This is a genomic window from Flavobacterium sp. (assembly GCF_039930565.1).
Taxonomy (GTDB): domain Bacteria; phylum Bacteroidota; class Bacteroidia; order Flavobacteriales; family Flavobacteriaceae; genus Flavobacterium.
Genome location: NZ_JBDTTP010000029.1, coordinates 1 through 17,781 on the forward strand (window position 1 = coordinate 1; position 17,781 = coordinate 17,781).

A 17,781-nucleotide genomic window follows, 5' to 3' on the forward strand; every position below is an offset into this window, starting at 1 on the left:
GCAGAACCAACTCCAGGGAAAATTCAAGTAGTTCCAACTAAAAAATATGCAACCCAAAGAGACTTGTCTTTGGCTTATTCACCAGGCGTAGCCGAGCCTTGTTTAGAAATTGCAGCAAATATAGATGACGTTTACAAATACACAGCAAAAGGAAATTTGGTTGCCGTAATCTCAAATGGGACGGCAGTTTTAGGACTTGGCGACATTGGTCCTGAAGCCTCAAAACCAGTAATGGAAGGAAAAGGGCTTTTGTTTAAAATTTTTTCTGATATTGATGTTTTTGATATTGAAATAGGAACAAAAGACATTGAAGAATTCATTCAGACCGTAAAAAATATTGCCCCAACTTTTGGTGGGATCAATCTGGAAGATATTAAAGCACCTGAGTCTTTCGAAATAGAAAGAAGACTGGTAGCAGAATTAGATATTCCTGTTATGCACGATGACCAGCATGGTACTGCTATCATCTCTTCGGCAGCTTTAATTAATGCACTTGAATTAGCGGGGAAAAAGGCAGAAGATGTAAAAGTTGTAGTTTCCGGTGCAGGTTCAGCAGCAATAGCTTGTACCGATTTATATGTTTTGTTAGGTGTAAAAGTCGAAAATATTTTAATGTTCAATAGTAAAGGACTTTTAACAAAAGATAATCCTGCGCTATCAGAATTACAATTAAAATATGCTGTAGACGGTGCTAAAATAGATTTGGCAGAAGCTATAAACGGTGCAGATGTATTTATCGGCTTATCTTCAGGAAATATTCTGTCACCTGAAATGTTATTAACAATGAAAGATAATCCGATTGTTTTTGCAATGGCAAATCCAAATCCGGAAATCGATTATAATGTAGCTGTAGAGACTCGTAAAGATGTTATTATGGCGACAGGTCGTTCTGATTTTCCTAATCAGGTAAATAATGTTTTAGGATTTCCTTATATTTTTAGAGGAGCATTGGACGTACGAGCAACTAAAATAAACGAAGCGATGAAAATGGCAGCTGTAAAAGCACTGGCTTCGTTAGCAAAAGAGTCAGTTCCTGAGCAGGTAAATGTAGCTTATGGTGCAACTAAATTGGGTTTTGGTCAGGAATATATTATTCCAAAACCATTTGATCCGAGATTGATTACTGTTGTAGCTCCTGCGGTTGCCAGGGCAGCAATGGAATCTGGAGTAGCCAAAAATCCTATTACGGACTGGGTTGCTTATGAAGATGTTCTTCGTGAGCGGATGGGGAATGATAACAAAATGGTTCGTCTAATGACTAATCGCGCAAAAATGGATCCGAAACGAATTGTTTTTGCCGAAGCAGACCAGTTAAATGTATTAAAAGCGGCTCAGATTGTTTATGAGGATGGCATTGGTTTTCCTATTTTATTGGGAAATAAAGAATCTATCTTAGAACTTAAAACAGAATTAGGATTTGATGCTGAACTTGAAATCATTGATCCTAAAACAAATGAAGAAGAAGGAAGAAGAAACAGATTTGCAACTTCGTATTGGACAGCAAGAGAAAGAAGAGGAGTTTCTTTGCTGGATGCTCAGAAATTTATGCGCGAAAGAAATTATTTTGCTGCAATGATGGTAAACGAAGGAGAAGCTGATGCTTTGGTAACAGGATATTCAAGAAGTTATCCAAGTGTGGTAAAACCAATGCTGCAATTAATTGAAAAAGCACAAGGAGCATCATTAGTTGCAACAGCAAATATGATGTTAACCTCTCGCGGACCAATGTTTTTGTCAGATACAGCAATAAACATTGATCCATCTGCAGGAGATTTAATAAATATTGCTATTATGACAGGAAAAACGGCTAAAATGTTTGGAGTTGAGCCGGTTATCGCAATGGTTTCATTTTCAAACTTCGGATCATCAACAAGTAAAAGCGCATCAAAAGTTAGAGAAGCAGTAGCTTATTTACATAAAAATTATCCTGAAATGATTGTTGATGGAGAGATCCAAGCAGATTTTGCCTTGAATCCTGAAATGCTTCAGGAAAAATTCCCTTTCTCTAAATTGGCGGGTAAAAAAGTAAATACCTTAATTTTTCCTAATCTTGAATCGGCAAATATCACTTATAAGCTGCTGAAAGAATTATACAAAGTGAATTCTATTGGTCCAATTATGTTAGGAATGGGCAAGCCAGTACATATTTTTCAATTAGGCGCCAGTGTTGAAGAGATGGTCAATATGGCTGCAATTGCAGTTATTGACGCACAGGAAAAACAAAACAAGAAAAATAAATTGGTGACTAATGAGTAATAATTAGCTGTTAATATTGTCTTAAATTCGTTATATTTGGCACCATAAATTATACTATGATAGCACATTTGCAAGGCAAACTGGTTGAGAAAAATCCAACAGATGTTGTGATTGATTGTGGGGGAGTTGGGTATCAGGTTAATATCTCTTTGCATACTTTCTCATTGATTCCAAATACAGATTTTATAAAATTATATACGCATCTTCTTATCAAAGAAGATGCGCATACATTATATGGTTTTGCCGAAAAATCAGAAAGAGAAATATTTAGGATGCTATTATCTGTTTCCGGAATCGGAGCCAATATTGCAAGAACCATGTTATCTTCTATAGAACCAAGACAGATTATCAATGCAATTGCTTCGGGAGATGTAGGTGTTATTCAGTCAATTAAAGGCATTGGTAATAAAACGGCACAAAGGGTAATACTGGATTTAAAAGAAAAAGTATTAAAATTATATGATTTGGATGAAGTTTCTGTAGTTCAAAACAATACAAATCGAGATGAAGCGTTATCTGCTTTAGAAGTTTTAGGTTTTATTAGAAAAACTTCTGAAAAAGTAGTTGAAAAAATTGTAAAGGAAGATCCTGAAGCAAGTGTTGAAACTATTATTAAAAAAGCATTAAAAACTTTATAAACTACTATAAGATACTGAATTTGTATGCGTAAAATTTTACTTTTTTTACTTGTTTTATTTTGTGGCAACGCATTGCGTGGGCAAGTAAACCAAACAATTCAGGATACAACCAAAACAGGATTTTCTGTTGGTAAAATGGAGATAGAAAATCCGCCAAGCATATTGTCGGCTTATAAATATGATCCGGTTACAGACAGGTACATTTATACAAAATCCGTTGATGGCTTTTCCATCGATTATCCTGTTATTTTAACACCTAAAGAGTATGAGGATTTAGTTTTGAAAGAATCCAGGAGAGATTATTTCAAAGAAAAAATAAATGCGATTGAAGGAAAAAAATTGGGAAGCGAAGAAGCGAAAAAAAACTTACTTCCCAGATACTATATTAATTCGGGTTTTTTTGAATCTATTTTTGGAAGTAATACTATTGATGTAAAACCTACAGGTTCTGTTGAAATGGATTTAGGCCTGCGTTATTCAAAACAGGATAACCCGTCCTTTTCTCCAAGAAACAGATCGAGTCTGACTTTTGATTTCGATCAGAGAATCAGCATGAGTTTAATGGGTAAGGTAGGAACCAGATTAGAAGTAAATGCTAATTATGATACCCAATCTACATTTGCCTTTCAAAATTTATTCAAACTTGCTTATACGCCGACAGAAGATGATATAATTCAAAAAGTAGAGGTTGGTAATGTTAGTATGCCTTTAAATAGTACACTTATTCGGGGCGCACAAAGTTTATTTGGTGTAAAAACTCAATTACAGTTTGGAAAAACAACGGTTACAGGAGTTTTTTCTGAACAAAAATCGCAAACCAAAAGCGTAGTAGCAGAAGGGGGTGGAACTATTCAGAATTTTGATTTATATGCATTAGATTACGATAATGACAGGCACTTCTTTTTATCACAATATTTTCGAAATAAATATGATGCCTCACTAAGAAATTACCCTTTCATTGATAGCCGGGTTCAGATTACAAGGATTGAAGTTTGGGTAACTAATAAACAAAATCGCGTTAGCACTACAGGCAATAATTTAAGAAATATTATTGCTCTTCAGGATTTAGGAGAAGCCAGATTAACAGGACAGACAGATTCAGATATTGTAGTTGTTAATCCTTCCACGGCTTTTTTTAATAAACCTCAGGATTCACCTACCGATAACAGTAATAATCAATACGATCCTGATTTAATAGATAAAACCGGTTTTTTAAATTCTAATATTAGGGAAATTGTAACGGCTAAAGCTGGTTTTAATATTGCAAATGTTCCAAATGTAAATGAAGGAACAGATTATTCCGTACTTGAAAATGCCCGAAAACTAACGGCAAATGAGTTCACGTATAATCCGCAGTTAGGGTATATTTCCCTTCAGCAGCGTTTGGCAAATGATGAGATTTTAGCAGTTTCATATGAATATACTATTGGCGATCAGGTGTATCAGGTTGGTGAATTTGGTAGTGACGGTGTAGATGCAACTGTAGTAACAGGCAATAGTAATAGTAACAATCAGGCTATTATTACTCAAAGTTTGATTTTGAAAATGCTGAAAAGCAGTTTAACAAATATTCAAAATCCGGTTTGGAACCTGATGATGAAAAATATTTATCAGATACCGGGAGCCTACCAGATAAAGCAGGACGATTTCAGATTTAATATTCTTTATACAGACCCTTCGCCAATCAATTATATTACTCCCGTAGTTCCATTTCCTGCTAATCCAACGTTAGACAACAGAGTTGAGGAAACGCCTTTATTGAAGGTTTTTAATTTGGATAAATTAAATTACAACAATGATCCTCAGGCAGGAGGTGATGGCTTCTTTGATTACTTACAAGGCATCACTTTTGATGCCCAAAACGGAAGAATTATCTTTACCACAAAAGAACCTTTTGGAGAACTGTTATTCAACAAGTTAGATTCCGGAGCGGGAGAAAATTATAGCGATCCTGCAACCTATAATCCTAACCAAAGAAAATATGTGTTTAGAAACATGTATCGACTGACGCAGTCAGCAGCTTTACAGGACAGTGATAAAAATAAATTCTTATTAAGAGGAAAGTACAAATCTACAGGAAGCGATGGTATTCCTATTGGTGCTTTTAACGTCCCTCAGGGTTCTGTAGTGGTTACTGCTGCAGGAAGGGTTTTGGTTGAAGGTGTTGATTATAGTGTCGATTATCAATTAGGAAGAGTTCAGATTTTAGATCCTTCTCTTCAGGCTTCCAATACACCCATAGAGGTTTCATTAGAGAATAATTCAGTTTTTGGGCAGCAGACAAGAAGATTTGTAGGATTGAACGTAGAACATAAAATATCTGATAATTTCATTATCGGCGGAACATATTTGAAAATGACAGAAAAGCCATTTACTCAAAAATCAAGTTATGGCCAGGAATCTGTAAATAATACAATTTTTGGCTTTAATGGAAATTTTTCTACTGAAGTTCCTTTTTTTACAAGACTGGTAAATATGCTTCCCAATATGGATACTGATGTGCCCTCCAACCTTTCAATACGCGGGGAAGTTGCTTTTCTAAAGCCGGATGCGCCAAAAGCCAGCGATTTTCAGGGAGAAGCGACTATTTATGTAGATGACTTTGAGGGATCTCAATCTACTATCGATATGCGGTCAGCTTATGCATGGAGTCTGGCTTCAGTACCTTTTATTACTGCCGCTGGAGATCCTACTTTTAATGCGCATTTTGAAGATTTAAAATATGGTTACAAAAGGGCTAAGCTGGCATGGTATTCTATTGACCCGGTTTTTTATACCCAAAAACCCTCTGGAATTTCAAATAATGATTTGTCCTTAAATACTACCAGAAGGATTTACAGCAAGGAATTATATCCAAATACAGATATCGCACAAGGGCAATTACAAATTGTAAACACGTTAGATTTGAGTTATTATCCATCGGAAAGAGGTCCTTACAATGATAATCCTGACTTTAATACTCAGCCGGGAACTACTAATTTTGGTGGAATTATGCGTGCTTTAAATTCGACTAATTTTGAGCAAAGTAATGTAGAATATATTCAGTTTTGGGTACTTGACCCTTATGTAGGAAATGGTGAAGCGCAAGATTCAAATACAGGTAAAATTTATTTTAACTTAGGAGAAATTTCAGAAGATATTTTAAAAGATGGAAGAAAACAATATGAAAATGGCCTTGGTCAGGATCAAATACTAGTAACTCCCCAACCCATATGGGGAGATGTTCCTGCTTCGCAGTCGTTAATTTACGCATTTGACACTAATGCTGCTAACAGAGCCAATCAGGATGTTGGTTTAGATGGTTTGCCAAACTCAAAAGAAGCAACAGTTTATACTAATTATGCTTCAGAAGAAGATCCTGCGGCAGATGACTACACCTATTTTTTAAATACCACCGGAGGTGTTCAGGAACGTTATAAAAAATATAATGGTGTTGAAAGAAATTCAGCCGTGGATATAAACGATCCAAACAGGGCTTCTACAACTTTGCCAGATATAGAAGATATTAATCGTGATAACACGATGAATACTATTAATGCTTATTACGAATATAGTATTGATATTAAACCTGGAATGCAGATTGGACAAAATTATATTACTGACATTCGTGAGCCTGGAGATGTTGGTCCTGTTGAATTACCAAATGGAAGCACTACAACAGCAAGATGGATTCAGTTTAAAATACCGGTTTCGCAGCCACAGAATGTTATTGGAAATATTACTGACTTTAGGTCAATCCGCTTCATGCGAATGTTTATGACGGGATTTAATGAAGAAGTAACGTTACGTTTTGGCGCATTGGATTTAGTACGTGGTGAATGGAGAAGATACGAAAGCAGTCTCGATATAACAGATACGGATCCGAAAGATGACGGGACAGATTTTGATGTCGTAGCAGTTAATCTTCAGGAAAACAACACAAAATGCCCTGTAAACTATGTTGTTCCGCCCGGTGTGCAAAGAGAACAATTATATAACAACAACACAATAATTAATCAAAATGAGCAGTCATTGGCTTTACGTACTTCAGGAGCAGGATTAGAATATTTTGATTCAAGAGCTGTTTTTAAAAATGTAAGCCTTGATATGCGTCAGTATAAAAAACTTAAAATGTTTTTACATGCTGAATCATTAAAGGATGAAACAGAATTAGAAGATAATGAAATGATAGGGTTTATTCGTTTTGGAAATGATTTTACACAGAACTTTTATCAGGTCGAAATTCCGTTGAAGGTAACCCAGTCAGGAGGCGCTTGTAATATTAACCCAGATCTTGTATGGCCTGAGGATAACGAGATGAATCTGGTTCTGGATTTACTGACCAGAATGAAAATCAAGGCGATGCCAATTCCAATTGATTCAGATAAAAGAGATGATAATGGAATTTATTATCCGGATAATGACCCTGATGCTGATGGAGGAGATGGTGATAGTAAACTGACACTTGGTATTAAAGGAAATCCTAATTTTGGTATGGTCCGAAATTTAATGGTCGGTATTAAAAGCAATACCAATACTAAAAAAGTAAAAGGTGAAGTTTGGTTTAATGAACTTCGTTTAGCGGATATGGAAAATAAGGGCGGTATGGCTGCTATATTAAATGTAGATACCAATATGGCTGATTTTGCAACCATTTCTGCAACCGGACGAAAAAGCACTATTGGGTTTGGTGCACTTGAGCAAGGTGCAAACGAAAGGGACAGAGAGGATGTTCAACAATACAATATTGTGACCAATCTGAATTTAGGTAAACTATTACCTCCGAAATGGGGAATCAACTTGCCATTTAATTATGCAATTGGAGAAGAAATAATCACGCCTGAATATGATCCGTTTAATCAGGACATTAAATTGAAGCAGTTATTGGATGAAACTACAGACAAAGATGTAAAGGATAATTACAAAAACAGAGCTGTAGATTATACTAAACGTAAAAGTATTAATTTTATTGGTGTTCGAAAAGACAAGGCTCCGGAACAAAAGTCACATGTGTACGATGTTGAAAACTTTACTTTTTCACAATCGTATAATCAGGTAGAACGTCATGATTATGAAATTGAAGACTATGAAGACGAACAATCCAGTTCTACTGTAAATTATGCTTATACCTTTAAGGCAAAAGAAGTTATTCCGTTTAAGCAAACTAAATTCATGAAAAAAAGCGCGTATTGGAAGCTCTTGAGTGACTTTAACTTTAATTACCTGCCTTCTAATATTTCCTTTAATTCTAATATTTTAAGACAAAGTAATCGTCAGCAATTCAGACAAGTTCAGGATGTTCCGGGGATTGGCCTTGACGCGCTCTACAGAAGGAACTTTGCCTATAATTATCAATATGGTTTTGGATATAATTTGACAAAATCCTTAAAATTAAATTATACAGCGGCATCAAACAATATTGTAAAAAATTACCTGAATGATGACAATTCCCCTAAGGAAGATTTTAATATTTGGGACGATTATTTTGATATCGGAATACCAAATCAGCATACACAACAACTGGTTTTAAACTATGATATTCCGCTTGATAAATTACCTATTTTTAGTTTTGTAAAAGCAAATTACTCTTACACTGCTGATTATAACTGGCAACGTTCGTCATCTGCATTTGATAATATTTCTATTGGAGATGTACAATATGATCTGGGAAATACAATACAAAATGCTAATTCAAATACCTTAAGCACAACGTTTAATATGAATTTGCTATATAAATATTTAGGATTGACACCAGGTTCCAAAACGGCTGCTAAACCTAAACCATCTGGTCCTCCAAAACCCGGAGAAAAAATAGTGAATACCAATAATGCAGCACCAAAAAGCCGTCCGCTTTTTGATTCTATGATTGGTATTTTAACCAGCGTTAAAAATATTCAGATTAATTATACGGAAAATAGCGGAACTGTTTTACCTGGATATACCCCGGGTATTGGTTTCTTAGGCACATCAAGGCCTTCCTTAGGATTTGTTTTCGGTAGTCAGGACGATGTTCGTTATGAATCGGCCAAAAGGGGCTGGTTGACTACCTACGAAAACTTTAATCAAAATTATACTCAGGTAAATAGTAAAACACTGAAAATATCTGCCAATGTCGATTTATTACCTGATTTTAAAATAGATTTAACGATGGACAGGTCGTATTCTGAAAATTCTTCAGAGCAGTATAGTGTTGATCAGGCAACAGGAAAATATCAGCCTTTATCCCCTTATACTTACGGAATGTTTTCTATTTCCACAGTATTGATCAAAACCGCATTTTCGGCAAGTGATGAAAATGTGTCAGCAGCTTTTGATGATTTTAGAGAAAATAGATTGGTTATTGCCAATCGTCTGGCAGAAGAACGTTATGTTGGAGTAATTCCAAGGTACGATGCTTCTGCTCTTCCTGCAGAAAACCCTGCTGCAGATTTAGGGGATATAGCCAATCCAAATAGTGCTGAAAGAAAAAGAATTATTTCGAACGATGGTTACCCTATAGGATACGGAAAAAGCAATCAGGCGGTTTTGCTCCCTTCTTTTTTAGCGGCTTATTCAGGAAGTGATGCATCAGATGCCTCAACGGGTATTTTTAAAAATTTTCCTATTCCCAACTGGAGCGTGAAGTACAATGGACTTATGCGTTACAAGTTCTTTAAAGATAAATTCAAGCGTTTTTCATTGCAGCATAATTATCGTGCTTCCTACACTATAAACCAATTCAGGTCTAATTTTGATTATAATGAAAATCCGGCTGGACAGGATGTAAATAACAATTTTTATAACAAGACGATTATGTCAAATGTCAATCTGGTAGAACAGTTTAGCCCACTTATACGGATGGATTTTGAGTTAAAAGGTTCACTAAGGGTGCTGACAGAAGTTAAAAAAGACCGGGCACTGTCAATGAGTTTTGATAATAATCTATTAACTGAAGTAAAAGGACTAGAATATGTAGTTGGATTAGGTTACCGTTTTAAAGATGTTATTTTTTCATCTCGTCTTGCTGATAATCCAACCGGAATCATAAAAAGTGATATCAATATCAAAACAGATTTCTCTTACAGAAACAACCAGACATTAGTTCGTTACCTGGATTATGATAATAACCAGTTAGCTGCAGGACAAAACATATGGTCTGTAAAACTTACGGCTGATTATGCTTTCAGTAAAAACCTGACGGCTATATTTTATTATGATCATTCATTTTCAAAAGCGGTTATTTCTACATCATTTCCATTAACTAATATTAGATCAGGTTTTACACTCCGTTATAATTTCGGAAATTAATTTTTTAGATTCTAAACCAAATTTTATTAGAAGATTGTTACATTTGTGGCATAAAAATTCATTTTTCAATTTCAAACATAGTATTATGAGCATACCGGCAAATTTAAAGTACACAAAAGATCACGAATGGGTTAGCATCGAAGGAGATGTTGCAACTGTAGGAATTACTCATTTTGCACAAAAAGAGTTAGGAGATATCGTGTATGTTGAAGTAGAAACTTTAGATCAGACACTTGATAAAGATGAGGTTTTTGGAACAGTGGAAGCTGTAAAAACGGTTTCTGATTTGTTTTTGCCTTTAACGGGAGAAATAATTGCTTTTAATGACAGTCTGGAAAGTGCTCCTGAAACAGTAAATTCCGATCCTTACGGAGCCGGATGGATGATTAAAATAAAAATTGCTGATGCATCAGAAATAGATTCATTATTGTCTGACGAAGCGTATAAAGAACTAATCGGTGCCTAAACAGCTATTGCTTCTTTGGGCCATTATATGCTCTGGAATTATTACCTATTTCTGTCTTACAGATTCAAGTAATATACCGGCAATAAATTTCCCTAGTATTGACAAAATAGTACATTTTTGTTTTCATTTTGGATTTACAATTTCCTGGATTTTGTTTTTTAAAAAAGAATTAAAAGGAAAAGCGCCAGATGATTCTAAAGCCTATTTAATTTCGTTTATTTTTTCTGTTTTTTTTGGAATCACAATCGAAATCCTTCAAGGCGTTCTTACTTTAACAAGAGCATCGGATGTAACAGATGTCTTAGCTAACACAATCGGAGCTACAGTAGCAGTTTTTACTGCTATTGCTTTGAAAAAGCAAATAGACAGAATATAATAAATTCCCACTCCGGTGGGTTTTTTATTGCAATAAAATCAACAGTTTTAAGTTTCTTGTTTTTAGATTTTAAAATGTATTTTTGTCAAGATCAGATGTAATTTCATAACCATGAATATCAGACAATATTTAGATGCTACTTATTTAAAAACGGCTTCTCAGGCGGGTCTCTCTGAAGAAGAAAATAATATTATAGTAAAAAATGCTATTGAAGAAGCTATTGAAGAAGGCTTTAAACTGATTATGATTAGGCCTGAAAAAGTTGCTTTAGCAAAAGAAATGGTTTTAAAAGCCAATTCAATTTTGCGTATTGGTACTGTAATTGATTTTCCTGAAGGAAAGTCAGATATTGAAACCAAACTTAAAGAAGCAAATGAAGCAATAGAAAACGGAGCCGATGATTTGGATTTTGTCTGTAACTATGAGGCTTTTAAAAATGGAGAAATTGATTTAGTCAAACAAGAAATCCTAATAGCAACTCAAATAGGACTGGCCAATGATAAAACCGTAAAATGGATTATAGAAGTGGCAGCCTTAAATGATAAGGAAATTATTCAGCTTTCTGCCTTGATAAAAAATAGTGTTATATCCAATTTTAAAGAAGAGAATTATGCTTCCGTTTTTGTAAAATCATCAACCGGATTTTATGAAACACAAAACAATTTGCCAAATGGCGCAACAATTTCTGCTATTATAATGATGTTGGAAAATGCCTCACCTTTGCCCGTAAAAGCTGCAGGCGGAATTAAATCATATGATGAAGCAATTGAAATGATTCGTTTAGGTGTTAAACGAATTGGAACTTCGGCGGCTAAAAATATTGCAAACGAAGAAAATACTACAAATCAATATTAAATGAGAACCCAAATTATTTTTAATAAAAGTTTTTTAACTTTCAGCCTGGTATTATCTTCTTTATTTGTTTTTTCGCAGGAAACAAACAAAATTTCGGTAAAACCAGGATTTACTTCTGAGCAATTTCCTGTTTTTCCTGCCTGTGAAAATCTGGAATCTGAAAATTTGGAGGATTGTTTTTATAAAGAGGTTCAGGATTTTGTATATCATAATTTTGAAATTACTGAAAGTTTAAAACAAACGAACTATAAAGGAGAAATTAAGGTTCTTTTTGAAGTGGATGTAAAGGGAGAATTTAAAATCCTTTATATAAATACGGCTAATGATGAATTGTCTGAAGAAACGAAACGTGTTTTCAGCAAATTTCCTGTAATAAAACCATCAACTTATAATGGGAAACCGACTTATTCAAAATATACCATTTCCATTAATCTTCCCTTAAAAAGTTCAGAGCAAATAGCCTCAGAAGCTTTGGCTGCGGCAGAAATTTTAAAACCGGCAGAAAAGCCAATGACGGAACTGGATAGTATTATATATAAAAAATACAATAATCCTGAATTTGAAAGTCATTTGAATATTCCATTTTCACACAGTTATTATTCACAATTCGATGGCGCCTTAAATCAGGTTGGAAGTAATAATCATACTGCTTCAAAACCTTATACATATGCTGAGGTTTCCAAATATTATAATTTGAAAGCGATTAACGAGTCTCTTCAGAAAAAAACCTCCAGCTGGCTGGGAAGAAAATTTTGGAATGAAAATATGGTTCAGATCCAGGGAGAAGATTATTGGTTGGCATTAAATCCAATTGTTGATTTGCAGCTCGGTAAAGCATCTGATATTGATGCATCCTATACGTATGTGAATACGCGTGCAGTAAATTTTAGGGGAGGACTCGGGAAGCAGATTAACTTTACAACAACCATTTTTGAAAGTCAGGGAAGATTTGCAGGTTATTTTAATGATTATGCAGAATCGATAGCGCCTTCAGGAGGAAATCCGGCTATTATTCCGGGTATGGGAATAGCAAAACAATTTAAAATAGACTCCTATGATTTCCCTTTGGCGGAAGCCAATATTACCTATGCACCCAGTAAGTTTTTTGATCTGCAATTGGGTTATGGAAGAAATTTTATAGGAGATGGTTACCGTTCTCTTTTAGAAAGTGATGGCGCAAGCCCGTATCCTTATTTTAAAATCAATACCACTTTTTGGAAAATAAAATATACCAATACCTATATGTGGCTGAAGGATGTTCGTCCTGATGTTACAGTTGACAGAACATATGCTTCTAAATACATGGCCAATCATTATTTAAGCTGGAACGTTTCAAACAGGTTAAACCTTGGTTTTTTTGAATCTGTAGTTTGGACGGATACCAACAACAGAGGCTTTGATGTTAATTTTGTAAATCCTATCATTTTTTATCGCTCGGTTGAATTTGGATCTTCATCCCGAAGCGGAAATGCTCTTTTGGGAATGTCTTTCAAATATAAATGGGACAATCAGATCAATCTGTACGGACAGCTTTTGATTGATGAATTTTCTTTTGGAGATGTAAAAGGCGGTGATAATAGCTGGAAAAACAAATTTGGTTATCAGTTAGGAGTTAAATATTATAATGCTTTTAAAGTTGATAATTTATTATTGCAGATAGAATACAATCATGTAAGGCCATATGTATATTCACATAGTGCCGTTATTACCAATTACGGTCATAATAATCAAAGCTTAGGTCATCAGTGGGGAGGAAATTTTAAGGAACTTTTAGTAATTGGAAGATATCATAAAGGCAGATATTTTGCTGATGCAAAACTAACAGCCGGGACACGTGGTCTGGATTTTAGTAATTCAGGTGCCAATTCTAATTATGGAGGAAATATCTACAGGGATTATGATGAGGAACGTTTTGCCGATACAGGTGTGAAAGTTGGGCAGGGTAATAAAACCAATATTTTTATTGCCGATATTCAGGCAGGATATTTAGTTAATCCGGCGACTAACCTGAAATTGTACGGAAGTTTTATTTATAGAAATTTTGATCCGGCACAAAATACAGCAACTACTTTTAAACAAAATACAACTTGGTTTAGTCTAGGTTTTCGTGCCGATATTTTTAATTGGTATTTTGATTATTAGTCTGTTTAATAAGATTTTTCCAAATAATACTGGCTGGATTTGAAAAAGCCTTGTTTTATAAGGTATTATTTGAAAAAATCTAAATTTATAGGTTTAAATTCTACAATCTAATTTGTACATTTGCACCACCTAAAAAAAACAGACAAATAATAATCGTATTGAACGCTACACAAAATACATTTTCATTAAAATCTATATTTCTTGACTTTAAAGAGATTACTAAGGCTGGTCTTGCTATTAGTGTTTTGTTTTCTTCAATTGCGGGGTATTTATTGGGCGTTAATGAAGAACATCCTTTTAAGTGGAGTGTTTTGGTTATTTTGTCAATTGGCGGTTATTGTATGGTTGGCGCTTCAAATGCTTTTAATCAGGTAATCGAAAAAGATATTGATTCTTTAATGGATCGTACCAAAAACCGTCCGGTTCCTTCAGGGCGGATGTCGCAAAAAACGGCATTGTTCGTAGCCAGTTTACTGACAATTGTTGGTCTTGTTTTGCTTTATGCAATTAATCCCAAGTCGGCCATGTTTGCTGCCATTTCAATATTTTTATATACTAGTGTTTATACGCCTTTAAAAACAGTAACTTCGTTGTCAGTGTTCGTGGGTGCTTTTCCGGGCGCTATTCCTTTTATGTTAGGATGGGTTGCCGCCACAGGAGATTTTGGTATAGAAGCCGGAACCTTGTTTTTGATTCAGTTTTTCTGGCAGTTTCCACATTTTTGGGCCATTGGGTGGTTTTTGTTTGATGATTACAAAAAGGCAGGTATTTTTATGCTTCCAACAGGAAAAAAAGATAATGGTACGGCATTGCAGATTATTCTGTACACAATTTGGCTTATTGTAGCGTCTTTATTGCCGGCATTAGGATATACAGGACAATTATATATTACGCCAATTGCTGCTGTTTTGGTTTTTTTATTAGGACTATGGATGTTGTTTTATGCGGTAAAACTGTATCGTCTGAGATCGCCTAAAGCTGCAAGAACCTTGATGCTGGTAAGTGTTTCCTATATTTCATTATTGCAATTGGTTTTTATAATAGATAAATTTTTAAGATAGTTATGGAAATGACAATGACAAAAGGGGAGGAACAATTAAGAAAAGCAAAATCCGCAAAGCTGATTTTGTTATTCGCCATGGTAAGTATGACCATGATGTTTGCCGGACTTACAAGTGCATTTGTAGTAAGTAAATCAAGAGCTGACTGGTTGAAGAATTTTGAATTGCCAACAGCTTTTTATTTTAGTACAATAATTATAATTGGCTGTAGTGTTACTTTTTATTTAGCTAAAAAAGCGATTCAAAAAGATAATAGAAGCGCAACAACAGGTTTTCTTTTTGCAACTTTGGCATTAGGCATTTTGTTTATTATTTTGCAGTTTGCGGGATTTGGACAAATTGTCGAAAAAGGGTATTATTTTACCGGAGAAGGGAGTTCTATAACCACTACTTTTCTTTATGTTGTAACGGTTACTCACTTATTGCATCTGGCCGGCGGTGTAATTTCACTTTTAATTGTAATTTATAATCATTTTAAACAAAAATACAATTCGACTCAAACTCTTGGTATAGAACTAGGTGCGATGTATTGGCACTTTTTGGATTTATTATGGGTATATTTATTTTTATTTTTATATTTCTTTAAATAAGAAAAAAACGTAAATTTGGGAACTTTTTAACGAATATCTTTTATGGAAGCGACAGTTACTACTGCAAATAACGAAGAAAAAACTTGGGGAGGCGGCAATGAGCCATTAAAAGCAAGTTATGGTAAAATGATGATGTGGTTTTTTATCGTATCAGATGCCTTAACTTTCTCAGGGTTTTTGGCAGCTTATGGTTTTTCTAGATTTAAATTTATTGAAACATGGCCTTTGGCTGATGAAGTGTTTACCCACTTTCCTTTTATGCATGGTGTTTCGGCACCTATGTATTATGTAGCCTTAATGACTTTTATATTGATCTTTTCATCTGTAACAATGGTTTTGGCTGTTGATGCAGGTCATCATTTGAAAAAAACAAAAGTTGCCATTTACATGTTCTTAACCATTATCGGAGGTTTGATTTTCGTTGGTTCTCAAGCCTGGGAATGGAAAAATTTCATTAAAGGTGAATATGGTGCTGTAGAAACAGTGGGTGGTAGTTTGTTGCAATTTGTAGATAAAGAAGGTCATCGTGTTGCTATTGCAGATTTTGCTGTGAAATTACCCGAACAGAGAGAAGCTTTAACAAGAAGCAGATCAAGATGGTTTCTCGAAGATGCTCAGGCTTTGCCAACTTATACTGTTGCTGAAGTTCAGGCGGGCTTTAAAGCTCATCCAGATTTATTGATTAGAACAGAGGTTCTAACGGCTAAAAAGAAAAAAACAGTATTGTCAAGACAAGATTCTGAAACGCGTCTTGCACAGGCTAAATATGTAGTAGAAGGCGCAAATCTTGTTAGAAATGAATACGGAAGCAAGTTATTTGCTGACTTCTTTTTCTTTATTACAGGATTTCACGGATTCCACGTTTTTTCAGGTGTTATCATCAATATCATTATATTCTTTAATGTGTTGTTAGGAACTTATGAAAAAAGAAAAAGTTACGAAATGGTAGAAAAAGTTGGTTTATACTGGCACTTCGTCGATTTGGTTTGGGTATTTGTATTTACAGTTTTCTACTTAGTTTAATTTTTAGATTTATTTATTATGTCACACGAACACGTATCAAATACAAAAAGAATCTGGTTTGTTTTTGGATTGCTATCAGTTGTAACTACTATAGAAGTTATATTGGGTATTGTTAAACCGGAATTATTAGAATTTAATCATTTTTTAGGTTTAAATTTACTGAACTGGATATTTTATATCCTGACAATATTTAAGGCATATTATATTATATGGGCATTTATGCACATGGAAGGTGAAACAAGCAGTTTGAGATGGGCTGTTGTATCTCCGGTTATCTTCCTGGTTTTGTATTTATTATTTATTCTTCTAACAGAAGGTCATTATATTTATGGGGTTTTTAAAGATTCTACTATCAAATGGAATTTTTAACATGATATTAATTCGAAAAGAGGCTCCGTTTAACGGAGCTTTTTTTATTTTTGTACCTCAATAACCTCCCATATTATAATGAAAAAAAATATAGTTCTCTTTGTACTTTTTGTTCTGCCAATTGTAGCGTATTTGTTTTTTGCATCAGGAGTTAATAGTTTTACCACATTGCCTGTAATTACACCTAAAATTCGGGATTTTGGAAACTGGAAATCACTCAATGGACAAAAAGTCACTCTTAGTAAAAAGATAACTATATTAGGTTTTTCAGGTTCTGAAATTTTAAAGAACCGGGGTAATTATTTTAATTTAAATGAAAAGATTTACAAGCGCTACTACGGATTTGAGGATCTTCAGTTTGTAATTCTTTCTCCAACAGGAACAGAAAAAGAAGCTCAAAAAGTAATTGATGCCTTAGCGCCATTTACGGATGTTTCGGGATGGAATTTTGTTTTTGCTCCGCCTCAGGAAATCGAAACATTTTATAACCAATTAAAGTTAAAAGGAAAGCTTGATGAAAATTTAGGTACATCCTATGTTTATATTGTTGATAAAAATCGCAATCTGCGTGGCCGAAAAGGACAAAACAAAGAGCAAAAAGAAGAATACAAAGAAGGCTATGATACTTTTCATCCATCAGAATTAAGCAACGAAATGTTAGATGATTTTAAAATTATTTTATATGAATATCGAGCAGCTCTTAAAAAAAATCATAATGCTTCAAAACAACTTTAAATTT

The 17,781-nt window shown here is 34.4% G+C and carries 12 protein-coding genes; all 12 read left to right on the top strand.

The window, feature by feature from the left end:
• Positions 1 to 2,256 (top strand): NADP-dependent malic enzyme (locus ABI657_RS09165; RefSeq protein WP_348096951.1); only part of this gene is annotated, 2,256 nt, incomplete at its 5' end.
• A gap of 56 nt (positions 2,257 to 2,312) precedes the next feature.
• Positions 2,313 to 2,894, top strand: coding sequence for a Holliday junction branch migration protein RuvA (ruvA, locus tag ABI657_RS09170; RefSeq protein WP_348096952.1), 582 nt, complete (start codon positions 2,313 to 2,315; stop codon positions 2,892 to 2,894).
• A gap of 24 nt (positions 2,895 to 2,918) precedes the next feature.
• The gene (gene sprA, locus ABI657_RS09175; protein ID WP_348096953.1) at positions 2,919 to 10,160 is read left to right on the top strand and encodes a cell surface protein SprA; all 7,242 of its coding nucleotides are present in this window, start codon (positions 2,919 to 2,921) and stop codon (positions 10,158 to 10,160) included.
• A gap of 85 nt (positions 10,161 to 10,245) precedes the next feature.
• Positions 10,246 to 10,626 (top strand): glycine cleavage system protein GcvH, encoded by a 381-nt coding sequence (gcvH, locus tag ABI657_RS09180; RefSeq protein WP_230703671.1) that lies wholly within the window; start codon positions 10,246 to 10,248, stop codon positions 10,624 to 10,626.
• Entirely contained in the window at positions 10,619 to 11,002 is a 384-nt protein-coding gene (locus ABI657_RS09185; protein ID WP_348096954.1) for a VanZ family protein, read from the top strand. The genes gcvH and ABI657_RS09185 overlap by 8 nt, the downstream gene beginning before the upstream one ends.
• A 111-nt stretch (positions 11,003 to 11,113) precedes the next feature.
• Positions 11,114 to 11,857: a deoxyribose-phosphate aldolase gene (gene deoC / locus ABI657_RS09190; RefSeq protein WP_348096955.1), complete on the top strand. Its 744-nt coding sequence runs from the start codon at positions 11,114 to 11,116 to the stop codon at positions 11,855 to 11,857.
• Positions 11,858 to 13,999: a gliding motility protein RemB gene (locus ABI657_RS09195; RefSeq protein WP_348096956.1), complete on the top strand. Its 2,142-nt coding sequence runs from the start codon at positions 11,858 to 11,860 to the stop codon at positions 13,997 to 13,999.
• A 158-nt stretch (positions 14,000 to 14,157) separates the two neighbouring features.
• On the top strand, positions 14,158 to 15,060 hold the full coding sequence (cyoE, locus tag ABI657_RS09200; protein WP_348096957.1) for a heme o synthase: 903 nt from the start codon (positions 14,158 to 14,160) through the stop codon (positions 15,058 to 15,060).
• 2 nt (positions 15,061 to 15,062) lie between these two features.
• The gene (locus ABI657_RS09205) at positions 15,063 to 15,650 is read left to right on the top strand and encodes a cytochrome c oxidase subunit 3 (RefSeq protein WP_348096958.1); all 588 of its coding nucleotides are present in this window, start codon (positions 15,063 to 15,065) and stop codon (positions 15,648 to 15,650) included.
• Positions 15,651 to 15,692: 42 nt separating this feature from the next.
• The gene (locus ABI657_RS09210) at positions 15,693 to 16,673 is read left to right on the top strand and encodes a cytochrome c oxidase subunit 3 (RefSeq protein WP_348096959.1); all 981 of its coding nucleotides are present in this window, start codon (positions 15,693 to 15,695) and stop codon (positions 16,671 to 16,673) included.
• Positions 16,674 to 16,691: 18 nt separating this feature from the next.
• Complete coding sequence (locus tag ABI657_RS09215) at positions 16,692 to 17,042, top strand: cytochrome C oxidase subunit IV family protein (protein ID WP_348096960.1); 351 nt, start codon at positions 16,692 to 16,694, stop codon at positions 17,040 to 17,042.
• Positions 17,043 to 17,120: 78 nt separating this feature from the next.
• Entirely contained in the window at positions 17,121 to 17,777 is a 657-nt protein-coding gene (locus ABI657_RS09220) for a hypothetical protein (protein ID WP_348096961.1), read from the top strand.
• The last annotated feature ends 4 nt before the right edge of the window (positions 17,778 to 17,781 follow it).

What these genes read in the sequence shown, in the direction of transcription:
- deoC (WP_348096955.1), top strand. Translation starts at nt 11,114, where the DNA reads ATGAATATCAGACAATATTTAGATGCTACTTATTTAAAAACGGCTTCT.
- ABI657_RS09195 (WP_348096956.1), top strand. Translation starts at nt 11,858, where the DNA reads ATGAGAACCCAAATTATTTTTAATAAAAGTTTTTTAACTTTCAGCCTG.
- gcvH (WP_230703671.1), top strand. Translation starts at nt 10,246, where the DNA reads ATGAGCATACCGGCAAATTTAAAGTACACAAAAGATCACGAATGGGTT.
- ABI657_RS09215 (WP_348096960.1), top strand. Translation starts at nt 16,692, where the DNA reads ATGTCACACGAACACGTATCAAATACAAAAAGAATCTGGTTTGTTTTT.
- ABI657_RS09220 (WP_348096961.1), top strand. Translation starts at nt 17,121, where the DNA reads ATGAAAAAAAATATAGTTCTCTTTGTACTTTTTGTTCTGCCAATTGTA.
- ABI657_RS09210 (WP_348096959.1), top strand. Translation starts at nt 15,693, where the DNA reads ATGGAAGCGACAGTTACTACTGCAAATAACGAAGAAAAAACTTGGGGA.
- ABI657_RS09205 (WP_348096958.1), top strand. Translation starts at nt 15,063, where the DNA reads ATGGAAATGACAATGACAAAAGGGGAGGAACAATTAAGAAAAGCAAAA.
- ruvA (WP_348096952.1), top strand. Translation starts at nt 2,313, where the DNA reads ATGATAGCACATTTGCAAGGCAAACTGGTTGAGAAAAATCCAACAGAT.
- sprA (WP_348096953.1), top strand. Translation starts at nt 2,919, where the DNA reads ATGCGTAAAATTTTACTTTTTTTACTTGTTTTATTTTGTGGCAACGCA.